Origin of the sequence: Campylobacter sp. BCW_6463, assembly GCF_001762785.1 — a bacterium.
GTDB lineage: Bacteria > Campylobacterota > Campylobacteria > Campylobacterales > Campylobacteraceae > Campylobacter_D > Campylobacter_D jejuni.
The window spans coordinates 14,418-30,698 of record NZ_MJXL01000029.1 but is presented as its reverse complement, the minus strand read 5'-3'; the positions used below and the strand labels follow the sequence as shown (position 1 = coordinate 30,698).

15 protein-coding genes and 1 pseudogene are annotated in these 16,281 nt (G+C 29.9%); all 16 read left to right on the top strand.

Annotated elements, in window-relative coordinates; all coding sequences use genetic code 11:
- The first annotated feature begins 1 nt into the window (after nucleotide 1).
- The 16 genes and pseudogenes from AJ884_RS02690 to AJ884_RS02615 all read left to right on the top strand — a co-directional run bounded on the left by AJ884_RS02690 (nucleotide 2) and on the right by AJ884_RS02615 (nucleotide 16,281).
- On the top strand, nucleotides 2-265 hold the full coding sequence (locus AJ884_RS02690; protein WP_002851307.1) for a cytochrome c oxidase, cbb3-type, CcoQ subunit: 264 nt from the start codon (nucleotides 2-4) through the stop codon (nucleotides 263-265).
- Complete coding sequence (locus tag AJ884_RS02685) at nucleotides 265-1,128, top strand: cbb3-type cytochrome c oxidase N-terminal domain-containing protein (RefSeq protein WP_002870877.1); 864 nt, start codon at nucleotides 265-267, stop codon at nucleotides 1,126-1,128. The genes AJ884_RS02690 and AJ884_RS02685 overlap by 1 nt, the downstream gene beginning before the upstream one ends.
- A complete protein-coding gene (locus tag AJ884_RS02680; protein ID WP_072224426.1) occupies nucleotides 1,125-1,346 on the top strand; it encodes a DUF4006 family protein in 222 nt (73 codons plus the stop codon). The genes AJ884_RS02685 and AJ884_RS02680 overlap by 4 nt, the downstream gene beginning before the upstream one ends.
- Nucleotides 1,343-1,444 carry a hypothetical protein gene (locus AJ884_RS02675; RefSeq protein WP_002858872.1) on the top strand — a complete coding sequence of 34 codons (102 nt, stop codon included), beginning with the start codon at nucleotides 1,343-1,345 and terminating at the stop codon, nucleotides 1,442-1,444. Before AJ884_RS02680 ends, AJ884_RS02675 begins: the two co-directional genes overlap by 4 nt.
- Nucleotides 1,441-2,043: a hypothetical protein gene (locus AJ884_RS02670; protein ID WP_002870878.1), complete on the top strand. Its 603-nt coding sequence runs from the start codon at nucleotides 1,441-1,443 to the stop codon at nucleotides 2,041-2,043. Before AJ884_RS02675 ends, AJ884_RS02670 begins: the two co-directional genes overlap by 4 nt.
- Nucleotides 2,030-2,551 carry a FixH family protein gene (locus tag AJ884_RS02665; RefSeq protein ID WP_002862138.1) on the top strand — a complete coding sequence of 174 codons (522 nt, stop codon included), beginning with the start codon at nucleotides 2,030-2,032 and terminating at the stop codon, nucleotides 2,549-2,551. The genes AJ884_RS02670 and AJ884_RS02665 overlap by 14 nt, the downstream gene beginning before the upstream one ends.
- Complete coding sequence (locus AJ884_RS02660) at nucleotides 2,548-4,914, top strand: PD-(D/E)XK nuclease family protein (RefSeq protein WP_070286417.1); 2,367 nt, start codon at nucleotides 2,548-2,550, stop codon at nucleotides 4,912-4,914. Before AJ884_RS02665 ends, AJ884_RS02660 begins: the two co-directional genes overlap by 4 nt.
- On the top strand, nucleotides 4,911-7,676 hold the full coding sequence (locus tag AJ884_RS02655; protein WP_070286416.1) for a RecB-like helicase: 2,766 nt from the start codon (nucleotides 4,911-4,913) through the stop codon (nucleotides 7,674-7,676). Before AJ884_RS02660 ends, AJ884_RS02655 begins: the two co-directional genes overlap by 4 nt.
- An 83-nt stretch (nucleotides 7,677-7,759) precedes the next feature.
- Nucleotides 7,760-8,185 carry a 50S ribosomal protein L13 gene (rplM, locus tag AJ884_RS02650; protein ID WP_002779321.1) on the top strand — a complete coding sequence of 142 codons (426 nt, stop codon included), beginning with the start codon at nucleotides 7,760-7,762 and terminating at the stop codon, nucleotides 8,183-8,185.
- A gap of 2 nt (nucleotides 8,186-8,187) precedes the next feature.
- Nucleotides 8,188-8,577 (top strand): 30S ribosomal protein S9, encoded by a 390-nt coding sequence (gene rpsI / locus AJ884_RS02645; RefSeq protein WP_002851459.1) that lies wholly within the window; start codon nucleotides 8,188-8,190, stop codon nucleotides 8,575-8,577.
- A 125-nt stretch (nucleotides 8,578-8,702) separates the two neighbouring features.
- Nucleotides 8,703-9,662 (top strand): fibronectin-binding outer membrane protein CadF, encoded by a 960-nt coding sequence (cadF, locus tag AJ884_RS02640; RefSeq protein ID WP_070233839.1) that lies wholly within the window; start codon nucleotides 8,703-8,705, stop codon nucleotides 9,660-9,662.
- Nucleotides 9,662-10,303 carry an HAD family hydrolase gene (locus AJ884_RS02635; protein ID WP_070286415.1) on the top strand — a complete coding sequence of 214 codons (642 nt, stop codon included), beginning with the start codon at nucleotides 9,662-9,664 and terminating at the stop codon, nucleotides 10,301-10,303. Before cadF ends, AJ884_RS02635 begins: the two co-directional genes overlap by 1 nt.
- Before the next feature lie 92 nt (nucleotides 10,304-10,395).
- Complete coding sequence (gene nifJ, locus AJ884_RS02630; protein WP_070286414.1) at nucleotides 10,396-13,956, top strand: pyruvate:ferredoxin (flavodoxin) oxidoreductase; 3,561 nt, start codon at nucleotides 10,396-10,398, stop codon at nucleotides 13,954-13,956.
- Between the two features lie 23 nt (nucleotides 13,957-13,979).
- A complete protein-coding gene (locus tag AJ884_RS02625) occupies nucleotides 13,980-14,291 on the top strand; it encodes a transformation system protein (RefSeq protein WP_070286413.1) in 312 nt (103 codons plus the stop codon).
- Nucleotides 14,269-15,680 (top strand): annotated as a pseudogene (gene mshL, locus AJ884_RS02620) (pilus (MSHA type) biogenesis protein MshL). The gene AJ884_RS02625 and the pseudogene mshL overlap by 23 nt, the downstream one beginning before the upstream one ends.
- Nucleotides 15,673-16,281, top strand: a complete 609-nt coding sequence (locus tag AJ884_RS02615; RefSeq protein ID WP_002921280.1) for an ATP-binding protein — start codon at nucleotides 15,673-15,675, stop codon at nucleotides 16,279-16,281. The pseudogene mshL and the gene AJ884_RS02615 overlap by 8 nt, the downstream one beginning before the upstream one ends.

The following is a 16,281-nucleotide window of genomic DNA, read 5'->3' as shown; positions in this document are numbered from 1 at the left end:
GATGGAACATTTATCAATAGTTTTTGATGTGATTAAAAATTTAATCACATTTGATTTAGCAACAGTTCAAAAACATGAGTGGGAGATTTTCCAAGGTTATGGTTTTTTTGCACTCGTGATGTTTTTGTCAATAGTATTATATGCGTATTGGTATCATTTATATAGAACAGAAAAAAAAGGCGAGAGAAATTATGAAAATTATGCAAACCTTGCCTTAAAAGATGATATTGATGATAGTGTATTAGAAAGTAAAAGGAGTGCTTAATGCAATGGTTAAATTTAGAAGATAATGTTAATCTCTTATCTTTAATTGGAGCTATTCTTATCATTTTAATCACACTAGTTATTGTGAGTAGAATGTTTAAGCAAATGAAAGAAAAAAAAGGTGAGTCAGAGCTTAGCGAACATAGTTGGGATGGAATAGGAGAGTATAAAAATGCTGTTCCTACTGGCTGGGCTGTGGTATTTTTCCTGACTATTGTTTGGGCTATTTGGTATTTTCTATGGGGATATCCTTTAAATTCTTTTTCAAGTATAGGTCAATACAATGAAGAAGTAGCAACTCATAATACAAAATTTGAAGAAAAATTTAAAAATTTATCTCCTGAAGATAAAATAGCAATGGGTCAAAATATCTTTTTAGTTCAGTGTTCAGCTTGTCATGGAATTACAGGCGATGGTATCAATGGTAAAGCTCAAAATTTAAATATTTGGGGTAGCGAAGAAGGTATAATCAATGTAATTAAACATGGTTCAAAAGGTATGAATTTTCCAGGTGGAGAAATGCTTGGCGCTGCTGATTTAGGTGTGGCAGAAGAAGATATCCCTGCTATTGCTGCTTATGTAGCAAAAGATCTTTCAGCTATTAAGAAAACTGCAAATGAAAATTTAGTAGCAAAAGGTAAAGAAGCTTATGCAACTTGTGCAGCATGCCATGGAGAAGATGGAAAAGGTCAAGATGGAATGTTCCCAGATCTTACAAAATACGGTTCTGCAGCTTTTGTAGTAGATGTTTTACATAGTGGTAAGGCTGGTTTTATAGGAACAATGCCGAGTTTTCCAACACTTAATGATATTCAAAAAGAAGCTGTTGGCGAGTATGTAATTTCTCTTTCAAGGGGTGAATGATGGAAAATAATAATAGATGCGTGTTTTCTCTTTCAGGTGTTACAGGTATGTTAATTGCTACGGTTTTATTACTTGCTATCTTAGTAGTTTTAACTATTTGGGGTCTTAAAGCTCAGCAAGAAGTGATGCAAAAGCCATATAGTCTTAAAGATGTACAAAGTGTAAAGATGTTTGGTTCAAAAGAACAAGATCATAGAAGTATAAAGGAAGCACAATGAGTAAGGCTTTGGAATATTTAATTGTTATTGGTTTAGTTGTTGCTGCTGCAATCACCGCTTGGTCGGTTTTAACTGTAAATCATCTTCATATAGGATGAAAAAAATATTACAAGATGGCTTTTTTTTAGCCATCTTTTTCTTTGTTTTATTGCCTTCTAGGGTTTTTGCTCTTGATGCTGTACTTTTTAATGAAAATATTTTAAGTCAAAAAGTAAGTAATGAAATTAATCTTATAGGAAAAGAGCTTTACCAAAAAAGTAATATTTTTATTGGCGTTATGGTTGGTGATGAAACTGAAATTGAAACTTTATTAAATAAACAAAAAGAACTTCCTCAATCTTATATATTACTTCTTTTGTCAAAAAATTCTCACAAAGTTGATATAGTGGGTTCAAAAGGTGCTTTAGCTTTGATTGATAAAGAATCCGTGCTTAGTCCTTATCCTGGAACAGGATCTATTTTACCGATATTAGCTACAAATAAAGGTGATATTTATAATGCTGCTATACTTAATGGTTATGCCGATATTGTAGATCGTGTGGCAAAATCCTTGGGATTACAATTAGAACATTCTATAGGTAATGCAAATCGTGATACTATCAATATCTTAAGAATACTTATCTATGGATTTATTTGCTTTGCATTGTTATACTATGCACAAAGAAGAATAAAGAGGAAAAAAAATGTTAGAAACTAAAAGAAGTTTTTGGCCTTATGGTATTTTGCTTTCACTTTTGGCTATAATTATTGCTTGTATTGTAACGATTTTTATAGCAAGTCACCATCCTGTATATGAGGATGATTTTTATTTTGACTCTTATCAAAATGTTGAAAATAATTACAATCAAATACAAAAACAACAAGTAAATTTTGATAAATTTTTTAAAGTAAATTTTCAAAATGATAAAATCACTTTTATAGGTAAAAGAAAAATTCCTAGTTATGAAGTGGATCAAAATTCCTATGTTGCAAATTTTAAAATTTCTGCATTACAAAATATAAATTCTGATGATTTAAAAGTTCAAGTTCTTCTTACAAGACCATTCACTAAAAATTTTGATCAAAAGTTAGAAGGACAAGTTAAAAATGGAATTTTAAGTATCGCTTTGCCTAAATTAGATAAAGGTAGATGGGAGCTTAAGCTAAAGTTTTATGCAAATCAAGAAACAGTGGGTTTTTTTAGCTACGAATTAAATGCTCAATGAAATTAAGAATTTTTAGTTCTTCAAGACAAATTAGAGAGTATTATAATCAAAAAAAACAGCAAAATTCTTTATTAGATAGTGCTATTCATATAGGTGAATTTTTAGATAAAGTTTGTTTGAGTAATTTTCATAAGGCAAGTTCTTATGAAAGTTTGCTTTTAATGCAAGAAGCTTGTCTAAAAAGTAAGGATTTAGAAAAAAAACTAGGAATTTCGGTAGAATTTTTTGCTTTTTTGAAAAATAACGAATATCTTTTTTCCTTTTTCAAAGAACTTAGTTTAGAAAAAAAAAGCATAGAAGATCTTAAAAATAATGATTATTATGCCACCTATAATGAACATTTGGAAATTTTAGATGAAGTATATAAGAATTATCTTGCTTTGCTTGAAAAGAATTCTTTTTATGATGATCTTTCTTTGCCTAAAAATTACACTCTTAATAAAGATTTTTTAGATGAGTATGAAGCTATAGTTTATGATTTGCAAGGTTTTTTGAGTAAATTTGAAGAAAATTTATTAAGTGAAATTTCTCAGATTAAAGAAGTGGTTTTAAGTTTTAAAACAAGTAAATTTAATCTCGAATATCTTTTAAAACTTGATTTTTTAAAAACATTTGATTTAAAAATAAACACTCATTATGAAATCAATCTTTCAAAACAAGAGATCTTAAAAGAAGAAATTTTTAAAACAAGAAATTCAAAAATTAAACTCAAATCTTTTGAATTAAGGGCTTTACAATGCGCCTTTGTTATGGATGAAATTTCGCATTTTGTACGCAAAGGTTTAAAGCCTGAAAATATTGTAGTTATAACTCCAGATGAAAGTTTTTGTGAGTTTTTAAGGCTTTTTGATAAAGACAATATGCTCAATTTTGCAAGTGGGATTAGTATTAAAGAAAGTTTATTTTATCAAAAATTTCAAGCACTTTATGAAAGTGCTAGTAGTGTTTCTTTTGTTTACAAAAATCAAGAGGATTATTTTGAAGACACGCAGATGATTTTTGATTATCACAATACGCTTTTACATTCTTTAAAACTTGATTTTATAGAGTTTAAAAAGTATTTTGATGAGAAATGTGATTTTGAATATTTTGAAAAACTACTTGCTTTATTTTTAGAGAATGAAAAGCAAGAGCTTATTTATTTGATACGAAAAGAACTTTATTTTATTAAAGATTTATTGAAAAATCAGTCTTTAACTCTTAAAGAGTTGATCCATCTTTTTTTCATGCAAATTTCACAACTTTCCCTTAGTGATGTAGGTGGAGGTAAGGTTACGGTAATGGGACTTTTAGAAAGTCGCGGGCTTTGTTTTGATGGGGCGATTTTGGTTGATTTTAATGAAGAATTTATTCCTAAAAGAAGTGTTAATGAACTTTTTTTAAACAATGAAGTGCGTAAAAAAGCAGGATTGATTAGCTATGATAGGAGAGAAAATTTACAAAGATTTTATTATGAAAGCTTGATGAAGAGTGCTTTAGAAGTAAGTATTTGCTTTGTGGAAAATGAAGAAAAAAGCAAATCACGTTTTTTAGATGAACTTGATTTTGACTTTTTTTATGAAACTCATATCCATCAAAAAGCTTATCTTAATGCTTTAAAATTAGACTATGAAGGTATAAAACCTAATCTAACTCCTATAAAAGCTCCTATTTTAAAGCATAATCCTTTCGAGTTTCCACTTTCTTTTAGTCGTTTTAATTTATTAGAAAATCAAAAAAGAACTTATTATTATCGTTATATTTTAAATTTAGCAGAACCTAGGGTTTTAAGCGAGGAAAGCAAAGCGAAAAATCAAGGAAATTTTATCCATAAAATGCTTGAAATTTATTATAAAAATTATGCAAATAATGATTTTGATATAAAAGTTTTTAAAAATTTATTGGACAAAGAATATCAAAAATACAATATCAGCGAACTTGATCTTGAAGTATTTAAATTAAAATTTATACAATTTGCTAAAAATGAAAAAGAGCGTTTTTCAAAAGGCTTTTATGTCGCATATACAGAGCTTGAGTTAAATAATATTTTAAAGCTCGGAGCAGATAGTATAAAACTTAAGGGCACTATAGATCGTATCGATAGTTCAAAAGAAGGTAATTTGATCATTGATTATAAAAGTGGAAAAGTACCAAGTAATTCTTATCAACTTGCTTTTTACCAAGCTTTATATGATGAAAATACAAGCGTGGGTTTTTATGATTTAAATAGTATGCAAATATTGCATCAAAAAGCTAAAAGTTTAGATGAGCTGAAAGAAAGACTTAAAGATTTGGTTCTTATGAGCAAGGAAGAAATAGAGTTTGAAAATGAACAAGATGAGTATTGTCCTTATAAACTCATTTATAAAAAGGAATTAAAATGAGTCAATTTGAGCCTTTTTTAGCACTAGAAGCGAGTGCGGGAAGCGGAAAAACCTTTGCCTTGAGTGTGCGTTTTGTAGCACTTATTTTAAAAGGAGCTAGGATTAATGAAATTTTAGCTTTAACTTTTACCAAAAAAGCTGCTAATGAAATGCAAAAAAGAATTATTGAGACTTTTTTAAATTTAGAAAAAGAAAATAAAACCAGTGAATGCAATGAACTTTGCAAGCTTTTAGGTAAAGATAAAGAAGAGCTTATTTCTTTAAGAGATGCTAAAAAAGAAGAATTTTTAAGAACAGAGTTAAAAATCAGTACTTTTGATGCTTTTTTCGGAAAAATTTTGCGTGTTTTTGCTTTAAATTTGGGCTTAAGTAGTGATTTTACAATGAGTGAAGAGAAGCTTGATGTAAGAGAGATTTTTTTAAAACTTCTTAAAAAAGATGAATTAAAAGATTTGGCTTATTATATTAATTTAGTTGATGAGAAAGAAAATTTTTTTAACGAGCTTGAAAAATTTTATGAGAATGCTTATTTTCAAAATCGTCCTAAAATTCCAAATCCATCTAAAGTTTATATCAATAAAGCTTATAGTGAGTTAAGAAGTTATTGTTTGGGTCTTACTCATGTAAAAAATTATAAAAATTTGTGCGACATTTTTAAAAGTGAAGTTTTAGATTTATCCGTGTTTATGCAATCAAGTTTTATGACAAAATTTGAAAGTACAAAATATTTGCAGGATTTAGAAAGCACTAACTTGCATTTTAGCACAAAAAGAATGGAACTTATAAATGCTTTAAATACTTATGCTATAGAGCTTGAAAATTATAAAATTGCTAATTTAATGAATCTTTTAAATCATTATAGTGAAGCTAAAAATATATTTCATAAAGATAAAAATACCTTAAATTTCCAAGATGTGAGTAAAAAAGTTTATGAGTTAATAACCAGTGAATTTAAGGATATGATTTATTTTCGTTTAGATGGTTTTATTTCGCATTTGCTTATTGATGAATTTCAAGATACAAGCGTGATCCAATATCAAATTTTACGCCCTTTGATTGCTGAGCTTGTTTCAGGAGAAGGAGTTAAGAAAAATCGCACTTTTTTTTATGTAGGAGATAAAAAACAAAGTATTTATCGCTTTCGTAAAGGAAAAAAAGAATTATTTGATTTGTTAAAACAAGAATTTAGTCAAATTAAAAGTGATAATTTAAATACTAATTATCGTTCTAAAGAGCTTTTGGTTGATTTTGTTAATGAAACTTTTAAAGAAAAAATCAAAGATTATAAAGAGCAATTTGCCTTAGAAAGTAAAAAAGGCGGTTATGTGCGTATTGTGGAATCTAAAGAACAAAAGGTTAAAAACCAAGCCCAAGAAATCAAGGAAAAGACTTTAGAAACTTTATTTGAGCAAATTGATTTTTTAAGATCTAAAAATATTTCTTATGATGATATTTGTATTTTGTGTTGGAAAAATAGTGATGCAGATATGGTTTTGGATTTTTTAAGAGAGCAAAATATTCCTGCATTTACCCAAAGTAATGTTTTGCTTGAAAATAAAGCAAGCGTAAGACTTGTTTTAGAATATGCTAAATATTGTATTTTTGGTGATGAATTTTACTTGGTATTTTTAAAAGAACTTTTAGGTTTTGAGCCGAGAAAAATCACCCTTGATTTTTCAAAAAATGCTATGGAAAATGTACTTTTTTTAATAAAGGAATTAAAACTTGATTTAAATGATATCGCTTTAATACAATTTATCGAATATGCTAAAACTAAGGAGAATTTTTTAAAGCTTTTATTTGAGCCTTGTACTTTGAAAATAGTAAGCGAACAAAATATGGGTATTAGTATTATGAGTGTGCATAAATCCAAGGGTTTGGAATTTGATCATGTGATTTTGCTTGATAGTTTATCTAAAAACAATTCAAACAATGAAGATATCATGCTTGAATATGACATCAATCAAGGCTGGCAACTCCATATTAAAGATAAAATTCGAGAGCTTACTAAAGAGTCTATTTATACACTTTTTAAAGAAAATATTATAAGGGCAAATTATGAAGATGATATCAATAAACTTTATGTGGCTTTTACAAGAGCTAAGGAAAGTTTGATCGTCATAAAAAGAAATGAAGAAAGTGTAAATGGAAATTATCCAAGTTATTTTAAGGGAGGATTTTTAAATATACACTCTCAGGAGAGAGGTTTTTTAGAAAGCAAAGAACAAATTTTAAGTGTTAAAAAAGAAAGTATTCAAGCTTTACAAAAATTTGAAAAAATTAGCCCACAAGAAGTTCAAAGCGAAGAAAGACTTGATAGTAAAGAGCTATATTTTGGAAATGCTTTTCACTTTTTTATGCAAAATTTAAAATTTCCTAAGAGTGAAAATTTTCAAATACTTACTCAAAGATGCAAGAGCAAATTTAGACATTTTTTAGATGAGGGTGATTTTGAAAAGCTTTTTAAAAGAATTGAAATTTTGCTGAAAAATACTCAATTTCAAAATTTAATTGGTGATGGAAAGCTTTTAAAAGAACAAGCTTTGAGTTTTAATGGAGAAATTAAACAATTAGACTTGCTTGCTTTAAAAGATGAAGAAGCTTTCATAATTGATTATAAAACAGGTCTTGCTATGCAAGATAAACATAAAGAGCAAGTAAGAACTTATAAGATCGCCATTAGTGAAATTTTGAAAAAAGATAAAGTGCGTGCTTTTATAGTTTATTGTTTGGAAAATGAAATTCAAATTTTGGAAATATAAACTTTATTTTTACTTAAATTAAGTAAAAATTAATATTATTTTTTATACAATCACATTTTAAATTTTTGGCAAAGGTAAAAATTATGACAAAGATAACAAAGCCAAACGAAGTAAAACGAGAATGGATTGTTTTAGACGCAGAAGGCAAACGCTTTGGTCGTCTTTTAACTGAAGTAGCAACAATTTTGAGAGGCAAAAACAAGCCTTGCTTTACTCCAAATGTTGATTGTGGTGATTATGTAATTATCATCAATGCTTCAAAAGCTGTATTTACAGGTGCTAATAAAGCAGAAGATAAGCTTTATCATAGACATTCAGGATATTTTGGAAGTGTAAAAAGCGAAAAATTTGGTGATTTACTTGAAAAAAATCCTGCAAAATTATATAAATTAGCAGTTAGAGGTATGCTTCCTAAAACAAATTTGGGCAGAGCTATGCTTAAAAAATTAAAAATCTATGCGGGTAGTGAGCACCCACACACTGCGCAAATTGCTAAAGAAGGAAAATAATCATGGCAACAACATACGCAACAGGTAAGAGAAAAACTGCTATCGCAAAGGTATGGGTAAAACCAGGTAGTGGTAAAATTAGTGTTAATGGTGTTGATTTAAACACTTGGCTTGGTGGGCACGAGGCAATTAAGCTTAAAGTGGTTCAACCTTTACTTGTGACTAAACAAGAAACTTCAATGGATATTAAAGCAACTACTTTAGGCGGGGGCTATAGTGCTCAAGCTGAAGCTTTAAGACATGGAATTTCAAGAGCTTTAGCAGCTATGGATGCTGATTTTAGAGCTTTATTAAAACCTAAAGGACTTCTTACTAGAGATAGTAGAACTGTTGAACGTAAAAAATACGGACGTCGCAAAGCAAGAAGAAGCCCGCAATTCTCTAAACGTTAATATTTTTTGGTGGGATTTTCCCACCTTTCTACAATTTTTTATAAAACTCATCCTTTTTTCTATCATTTATGATATAATTGCAAAATTTAAATTTTTATTTTATAACACAATGAAAGGTTTTTTCTGTGAAAAAAATATTATTATGTTTAGGTTTGGCAAGTGTTTTATTCGGTGCTGATAACAATGTAAAATTTGAAATCACTCCAACTTTAAACTATAATTACTTTGAGGGTAATTTAGATATGGATAATCGTTATGCACCAGGGATTAGACTTGGTTATCATTTTGACGATTTTTGGCTTGATCAATTAGAATTTGGGTTAGAGCATTATTCTGATGTTAAATATACAAATACAAATAAAACTACAGATATTACAAGAACTTATTTGAGTGCTATTAAAGGTATTGATGTAGGTGAGAAATTTTATTTTTATGGTTTAGCAGGTGGAGGATATGAGGATTTTTCAAATGCTGCTTATGATAATAAAAGCGGTGGATTTGGACATTATGGTGCGGGTGTAAAATTCCGTCTTAGTGATTCTTTGGCTTTAAGACTTGAAACTAGAGATCAAATTAATTTTAATCATGCAAACCATAATTGGGTTTCAACTTTAGGTATTAGTTTTGGTTTTGGTGGCAAAAAGGAAAAAGCTGTAGAAGAAGTTGCTGATACTCGTCCAGCTCCACAAACAAAATGTCCTGTAGAACCAAGAGAAGGTGCTTTGTTAGATGAAAATGGTTGCGAAAAAACTATTTCTTTGGAAGGTCATTTTGGTTTTGATAAAACTACTATAAATCCAACTTTTCAAGAAAAAATCAAAGAAATTGCAAAAGTTTTAGATGAAAATGAAAGATATGATACTATTCTTGAAGGACATACAGATAATATAGGTTCAAGAGCTTATAATCAAAAGCTTTCAGAAAGACGTGCTAAAAGTGTTGCTAATGAACTTGAAAAATATGGTGTAGAAAAAAGTCGCATCAAAACAGTAGGTTATGGTCAAGACAATCCTCGCTCAAGCAATGACACTAAAGAAGGTAGAGCGGATAATAGAAGAGTGGATGCTAAATTTATTTTAAGATAATGAATAAAACTATTTTATTTGATTTAGATGGCACTTTAATTGATTCTACTGATGCTATTTTAAATTCTTTCCAAGGAGCTTTTAAAGCCCTTGGATTAACTTCTAAAAATAATGGAGAAATCAAAAATCTCATAGGTTATCCCTTAGAGCAAATGTTTAGAATGCTTTATCCAGATAAAATAAATTTAAGTAAAGAATTTGTGTTAGCTTATCGTGAAATTTATGCACAAATTTATTTAGAACAAACCACTCTTTTGTCTAAAGCAAAAGAAGCATTAGAACTTGGAAGCGAAATTGCAGATCTTGGTATAGTTACAACAAAAGGAGGTAAATTTACTCCGATTCTACTTGATTATTTGGGAGTTAAAAAATTCTTTAAAACTTTAATTACTCTTGAAGATGTCACGAATCCAAAGCCAAGTTCTGAACCTATAATTTTAGCCTTAAAAAGACTCAATAAAACTCAAGAAAATGCCTATATGATAGGCGATACAATACTAGATATTCAAGCTGCAATTTCTGCTAATATCACTCCTTTGGCCTTAACTTGCGGCTATGGCAATGAAAATGAATTAAAAGCCCATTCTATGGTATTTTTAAATGCATATGAGGCTGTTAATTATATAGCTAGATTAAACTAATTTCAAGTTTTAGTTAAACGCCTTTTAAGAGAATTTATAGTAAATTGATAGCTAAAAAATTATAAAAATTATCAATATAAAGGAAGGTCTCAATGGGTAAAATTATGAAAACTATGGACGGAAATGAGGCTGCTGCATACGCTGCGTATGCTTTTACTGAAGTTGCTGGAATTTATCCTATTACACCTAGTTCTCCTATGGCTGATTACACCGATATGTGGGCAGCTGCAGGAAAAAAAAATCTTTTTGGAGTTCCTGTAAAAATCGTAGAAATGCAAAGTGAAGCAGGAGCTGCAGGTAGTGTGCATGGATCTTTACAAGCTGGGGCTTTGACTACAACTTATACGGCTTCTCAAGGATTACTCCTTAAAATTCCAAATATGTATAAAATAGCAGGTCAATTACTCCCCTGTGTAATCCATGTAGCAGCGCGTTCTTTGGCTGCTCAAGCTTTGTCTATCTTTGGTGATCATCAAGATATTTATGCGGCAAGACAAATTGGTTTTGCTATGCTTTGTTCGCATTCTGTGCAAGAAACCATGGACTTAGCTGGTGTAGCACATTTAGCTGCAATTAAGGGAAGAGTGCCATTTTTACATTTTTTTGATGGTTTTAGAACAAGCCATGAAATTCAAAAAGTTGAAGTAATGGATTATGCGCATTTTGATAGATTATTAGATAGAGAAGCTTTGCTTGAATTTAGAAATAATGCTTTAAATCCAGAAAATCCAAAAACACGTGGAACAGCACAAAATGATGATATTTATTTTCAAACTAGAGAAGTAAGTAACCGTTTTTATGATGCTTTGCCTGATGTTGTTAATGAATATATGCAAGAAATTTCAAAAATCACAGGTAGAGAATATAAGCCATTTACTTATTATGGACACAAAGAGCCAGAGCGTGTGATTGTTGCTATGGGTTCTGTGACTCAAGCACTTGAAGAAGTAGTAGACTATCTTAATGCTAAGGGTGAAAAGGTAGGGATTTTAAAAGTTTATCTTTATCGCCCATTTAGTTTAAAATATTTCTTTGATGTTATGCCAAAATCAGTGAAAAAAATCGCGGTTTTAGATAGAACCAAAGAACCAGGAAGTCTTGGAGAGCCACTTTATCTTGATGTAAAATCAGCTTTTTATGGAAGAGAAAATGCTCCTGTTATAGTGGGTGGAAGATACGGACTTTCTTCAAAGGATGTTGATCCTGCTCAAATGATAGCAGTATTTGAAAATCTTAAACTTGATAATCCAAAAGATGGCTTTACTGTAGGTATAGTTGATGATGTAACTCATACTTCACTGAGTACTGGAGAGAAAATTTCACTTGGAGATGAAAGTACGATCGAATGTTTATTTTACGGACTTGGTGCTGATGGAACTGTGGGCGCAAATAAAAACTCGATTAAAATCATCGGAGATAAAACGGATTTTTACGCTCAAGCTTATTTTGCTTATGATTCTAAAAAATCAGGGGGTTATACAAGAAGCCATTTAAGATTTTCTAAAAAACCTATCCGTTCAACTTATCTTGTTTCAACTCCGCATTTTATCGCTTGTTCGGTAGCGGCTTATTTGGAAATTTATGATGTTTTAGCAGGAATTCGTAAAGGTGGAACTTTCCTTTTAAATAGTATTTGGAATGCTGAAGAAACCATAAGACAACTTCCAGATGCAGTAAAGAAAACTTTAGCCGAAAAAGAAGTAAATTTTTATATCATCAATGCAACCAAACTAGCTCGTGATATAGGTTTGGGAAATCGTACAAATACCATTATGCAATCAGCCTTTTTCAAACTTGCAAAAATCATTCCTTATGAAGACGCACAAAAATACATGAAAGAGCTTGCGTATAAATCTTATAGTAAAAAAGGCGATGCTATTGTAGAAATGAATTACAAGGCTATTGATGTGGGTGCTGATGGACTTGTAAAAGTTGAAGTAGATCCAAATTGGAAAAATTTAGAGCTTAAAGAAAAAGAACAAACCAATGCCTATAAAGGTACTGAATTTGTTGAAAAAATCGTAAAACCTATGAACGCAGCTAAGGGTGATGATTTACCTGTTTCAGCCTTTTTAGGTTATGAAGATGGAAGTTTTGAACACGGCACAACCGAATACGAAAAACGCGGTGTTGGGGTTATGGTACCAAGATGGATAGAGGCAAATTGTATCCAATGTAATCAATGTGCTTCAGTTTGTCCGCATGCTGTTATCAGGCCATTTTTGATTAATGATGAAGAAATGGCAAATGCACCTCGCGGTGTAAAAGATCATGCTTTAGAAGCTAAAGGAACCAAAGGAGAAAAATTAAGCTTTAAAATTCAAGTTTCTCCACTTGATTGTACAGGCTGTGAGCTTTGTGTTCATGAGTGTCCTACTAAAGAAAAATCTTTGGTTATGGTACCACTTCAAGAAGAGATGGATTTTGGTGAGCAAGAAAATGCGGATTATTTATTTAAAGAAATCACATACAAAGATGATATTTTAAATAAAGAAACTACAAAAGGAGCACAATTTGCCCAACCTTTATTTGAATTCCATGGAGCTTGTCCTGGATGTGGAGAAACTCCTTATATTACTTTAATTACAAGATTGTTCGGTGAAAGAATGATTGTGGCTAATGCGACAGGTTGTAGTTCTATTTATGGGGGTTCAGCTCCATCAACTCCTTATAGAAAAAGTGTGAAAAATGGACACGGTCCTGCTTGGGGAAATTCACTTTTTGAAGACAATGCTGAGTTTGGTTTGGGTATGAAAATTGCAACTGAAAATACAAGACACCGCATTGAATATATCATGAATGAAAGTATGCAAGAAGTTCCAAATGCTTTATCAGCCCTTTTTAAAGATTGGATTGCAAATAAAGATAATGGTGCTATGTCTGCGGAAATTAAAGATAAAATGATCCCTATTTTAGAGCAAAATAAAAATATTAAAGCGGTGCAAGATATATTAGAGCTTAAACAGTATTTAAGTAAAAAATCTCACTGGATTTTTGGTGGTGATGGTTGGGCTTATGATATAGGCTATGGCGGACTTGATCATGTTTTAGCAAGTGGAGAAAATGTAAATATTTTAGTGCTTGATACAGAAGTTTATTCTAATACAGGCGGTCAAAGTTCAAAATCTTCTAGAACAGGAGCTGTAGCACAGTTTGCAGCAGCAGGCAAACCTATACAGAAAAAAGATCTAGGTCAAATTGCTATGACTTATGGTTATATTTTTGTAGCACAAGTAAATTCAACGGCAAATTATACTCATCTTATCAAAGCTATCACTGCAGCTGAGGCCTATGATGGACCATCTTTGGTGATTTGTTATTCTCCTTGTATAGCTCATGGTATTAAAGGTGGGCTTGGTTACTCAGGAGAGCAAGGTGAGCTTGCTACAAAATGTGGTTATTGGCCACTTTATACCTTTGATCCTCGTTTAGAAGAGCAAGGAAAAAATCCTTTAACTCTAACAGGAAAAGAGCCTGATTGGGATTTATATGAGCAATTTTTAATGAATGAAGTGCGTTATAATTCACTTAAAAAAGCAAATCCTGAACACGCTGCTGAGCTTTTTGAACGCAATAAAAAAGACGCTCAACGTCGCTATAGACAGCTTAAGCGTATCGCTATGGCTGATTATAGCAATGAGGTTGAAAGCTGATAAAATATATTTTTAGTGCTACATTGTGTTTTAGCACTTTGTTGGCACAAGATAATTTTGAAGAGTATTTTAAACTGATAGATAAAGAAAATCGCATAAATTTTAATACTCTTCAAAGCCCATTTGTGAATCCTACTTTTGAAAAATTAAGACATATTAAAATTACTGCAATTATGCTTGATAAAGTAAAAATTTATGATCGATGGTATAAAAAAGGTGATATGATTGATGATGCTATAATATATGAAATAAATACTAAAGAGATTAAATTCCAATATGATAATTTAGAAATTGCAATCCAAATAAATAAAAATGATAAGATTAATATTAATTAACATTCTTTTTTGCCATTATCTTTATGCTTTAGATTGTCAAAAGCGTCTTTTTGATATCAGTATTAATGAAAAATTAAGCATACAAGAAAGTCTTGATGAGCTTGCAAAATATTGTTCTTTTAGTATTATTGTTAAAGATAAAATTGCCAAAGAAAAATTAGAAACATTGCAAAACTCTGTCAATATTCATCAAATGAGTTTGGACGAAATTTTTAATTTTTTTATCAAAGAGCATGATCTTAGCTATGATTTTGATGGTAAAATTTTAAGAATTTCAGGCATTAATACGAAGATTTTTAAGATAAGTTATATCACTTCTATCAGAGAAGGACAAAGCATAACTAAAGCGTCTGTAGACGCTAAACCAAGGCAAAGTGAATATAGCGGTAGTTTTGATGACGCAGAAGACAATATGATTAAAAGTATGGAAAAATTTGATTTTTGGCAAAATATAGAAAAAGAGATTATTGTATTATTAAAAAATTCTCATGAAGATTATGAGGCTAAAACTCCCATTATAAATCCCAATGCAGGTCTTATTATAGTAACTGGAACAAATTCTCAGTTAAAAAGTGTGAAAAATTATTTGCAAAAACTAGAAAATCGTCTTAAAAAACAAGTTATTATCGATGTTAGCATACTTGCTGTGAGTTTAAATGAAAGCCATTCTAGTGGGATTAATTGGTAAAATTTTAATATAGGTTTAAATTCGCAAGTAAATAATGAAAATTCTTTTATTCAGTTTCAAAATGGGCAAGGTTTTGTTAAGAATTTGGGTTTAAGGGCGAATTTAAATTTTGATTCTATTATTAACTTTCTTTCTCAAAATGGAAAACTAGCGTGCTTTCTAATCCAAAGCTTATGGCTTTAAATAACCAACAAGCCATTATTTCTGTAGGCGATACTATAAATTATCAAGTCAAAGAAAGTTCTAAAGGCACTGAAAATGGGACTACTGTTAGTGAAAGTTATAATAATTATTCTATTTTTGTAGGCATTTTACTCAATATCTTGCCTGAAATTTCTGATGATGGAAAAATAATGCTTAGAATTAATCCAAGCTTAAGTGATTTTAAGTATCCAGAAGATAATAAACGACAAAAAGAACCAAGAACTATTGCTCCTGATACCATACAAAAAAAGCTTTCTAGTGTTGTGCAAGTAGAGAATAATCAAACTTTAATTTTAGGTGGATTGATTTCTCACGATAAATCTAATGAGAAAAATTCTATCAATTTTCTATCAAAAATTCCAATTCTAGGTTCTTTGTTTAAAGGAGAAGTTTTAAATTCTAAAGCAACCGAAATTGTTTTTATTATCACTCCAAGTATAGTAGATAGTGTAAACGCTCCAAGTCTTAAAGATCTAGGATTTAAGCATTATGAGTAAAATTATTCCATTTAGAGAAGAAATTTTTCATCAAATCAATCAAATTTTAGAAAGCCAAAAAGCTTTTATTTTTTTATGGGGAAAAAGTGGTAGCGGTAAAAGTGTATTGTTGCAAAGATTGGCAAAAAAATATAATGTTGATTTTATTAATGAAAATTTTAAAGATCAGAGTTTCTTAAAAGAAAAAATTGAGTTTTTGATTTCACAAGGTCAGAGTTTAATCATTCTTGATGAAGTAGGAATGTATGATTATGCAATGCTAGAAAGCATTAGGATTTATAGTGATTCTATAAGTTTTGTTTTAAGTTCTCATAAAAAGTTAAATATACTTAAAAAAGAGCATTTTAAAAGTCGTTTAAGTGCTTGTTTTGAATTGAAAAATATTAGTCTTTTAGAGCTTGATGATTATATTAAATTGAAATTCGGAATGAATTTTTCAAATAAATGTCTTAAGTTTTTACAAAAAATTTCTCAAGGAAATTTAAGATATATTGATAAAACTTTAAAAAGTTTTTATGAGATAAATAGTTTTTTTGATACAAACAAAAGTCAAGAGTATATTTTAAAGCTTAGTGCTTTAGAGAATGGCTTATTAAGGTAA

Coding starts and splice junctions, on each gene's coding strand:
- AJ884_RS02690 (WP_002851307.1), top strand. CDS start 2: ATGGAACATTTATCAATAGTTTTTGATGTGATTAAAAATTTAATCACA.
- AJ884_RS02685 (WP_002870877.1), top strand. CDS start 265: ATGCAATGGTTAAATTTAGAAGATAATGTTAATCTCTTATCTTTAATT.
- AJ884_RS02680 (WP_072224426.1), top strand. CDS start 1,125: ATGATGGAAAATAATAATAGATGCGTGTTTTCTCTTTCAGGTGTTACA.
- AJ884_RS02675 (WP_002858872.1), top strand. CDS start 1,343: ATGAGTAAGGCTTTGGAATATTTAATTGTTATTGGTTTAGTTGTTGCT.
- AJ884_RS02670 (WP_002870878.1), top strand. CDS start 1,441: ATGAAAAAAATATTACAAGATGGCTTTTTTTTAGCCATCTTTTTCTTT.
- AJ884_RS02665 (WP_002862138.1), top strand. CDS start 2,030: ATGTTAGAAACTAAAAGAAGTTTTTGGCCTTATGGTATTTTGCTTTCA.
- AJ884_RS02660 (WP_070286417.1), top strand. CDS start 2,548: ATGAAATTAAGAATTTTTAGTTCTTCAAGACAAATTAGAGAGTATTAT.
- AJ884_RS02655 (WP_070286416.1), top strand. CDS start 4,911: ATGAGTCAATTTGAGCCTTTTTTAGCACTAGAAGCGAGTGCGGGAAGC.
- rplM (WP_002779321.1), top strand. CDS start 7,760: ATGACAAAGATAACAAAGCCAAACGAAGTAAAACGAGAATGGATTGTT.
- rpsI (WP_002851459.1), top strand. CDS start 8,188: ATGGCAACAACATACGCAACAGGTAAGAGAAAAACTGCTATCGCAAAG.
- AJ884_RS02635 (WP_070286415.1), top strand. CDS start 9,662: ATGAATAAAACTATTTTATTTGATTTAGATGGCACTTTAATTGATTCT.
- nifJ (WP_070286414.1), top strand. CDS start 10,396: ATGGGTAAAATTATGAAAACTATGGACGGAAATGAGGCTGCTGCATAC.
- AJ884_RS02615 (WP_002921280.1), top strand. CDS start 15,673: ATGAGTAAAATTATTCCATTTAGAGAAGAAATTTTTCATCAAATCAAT.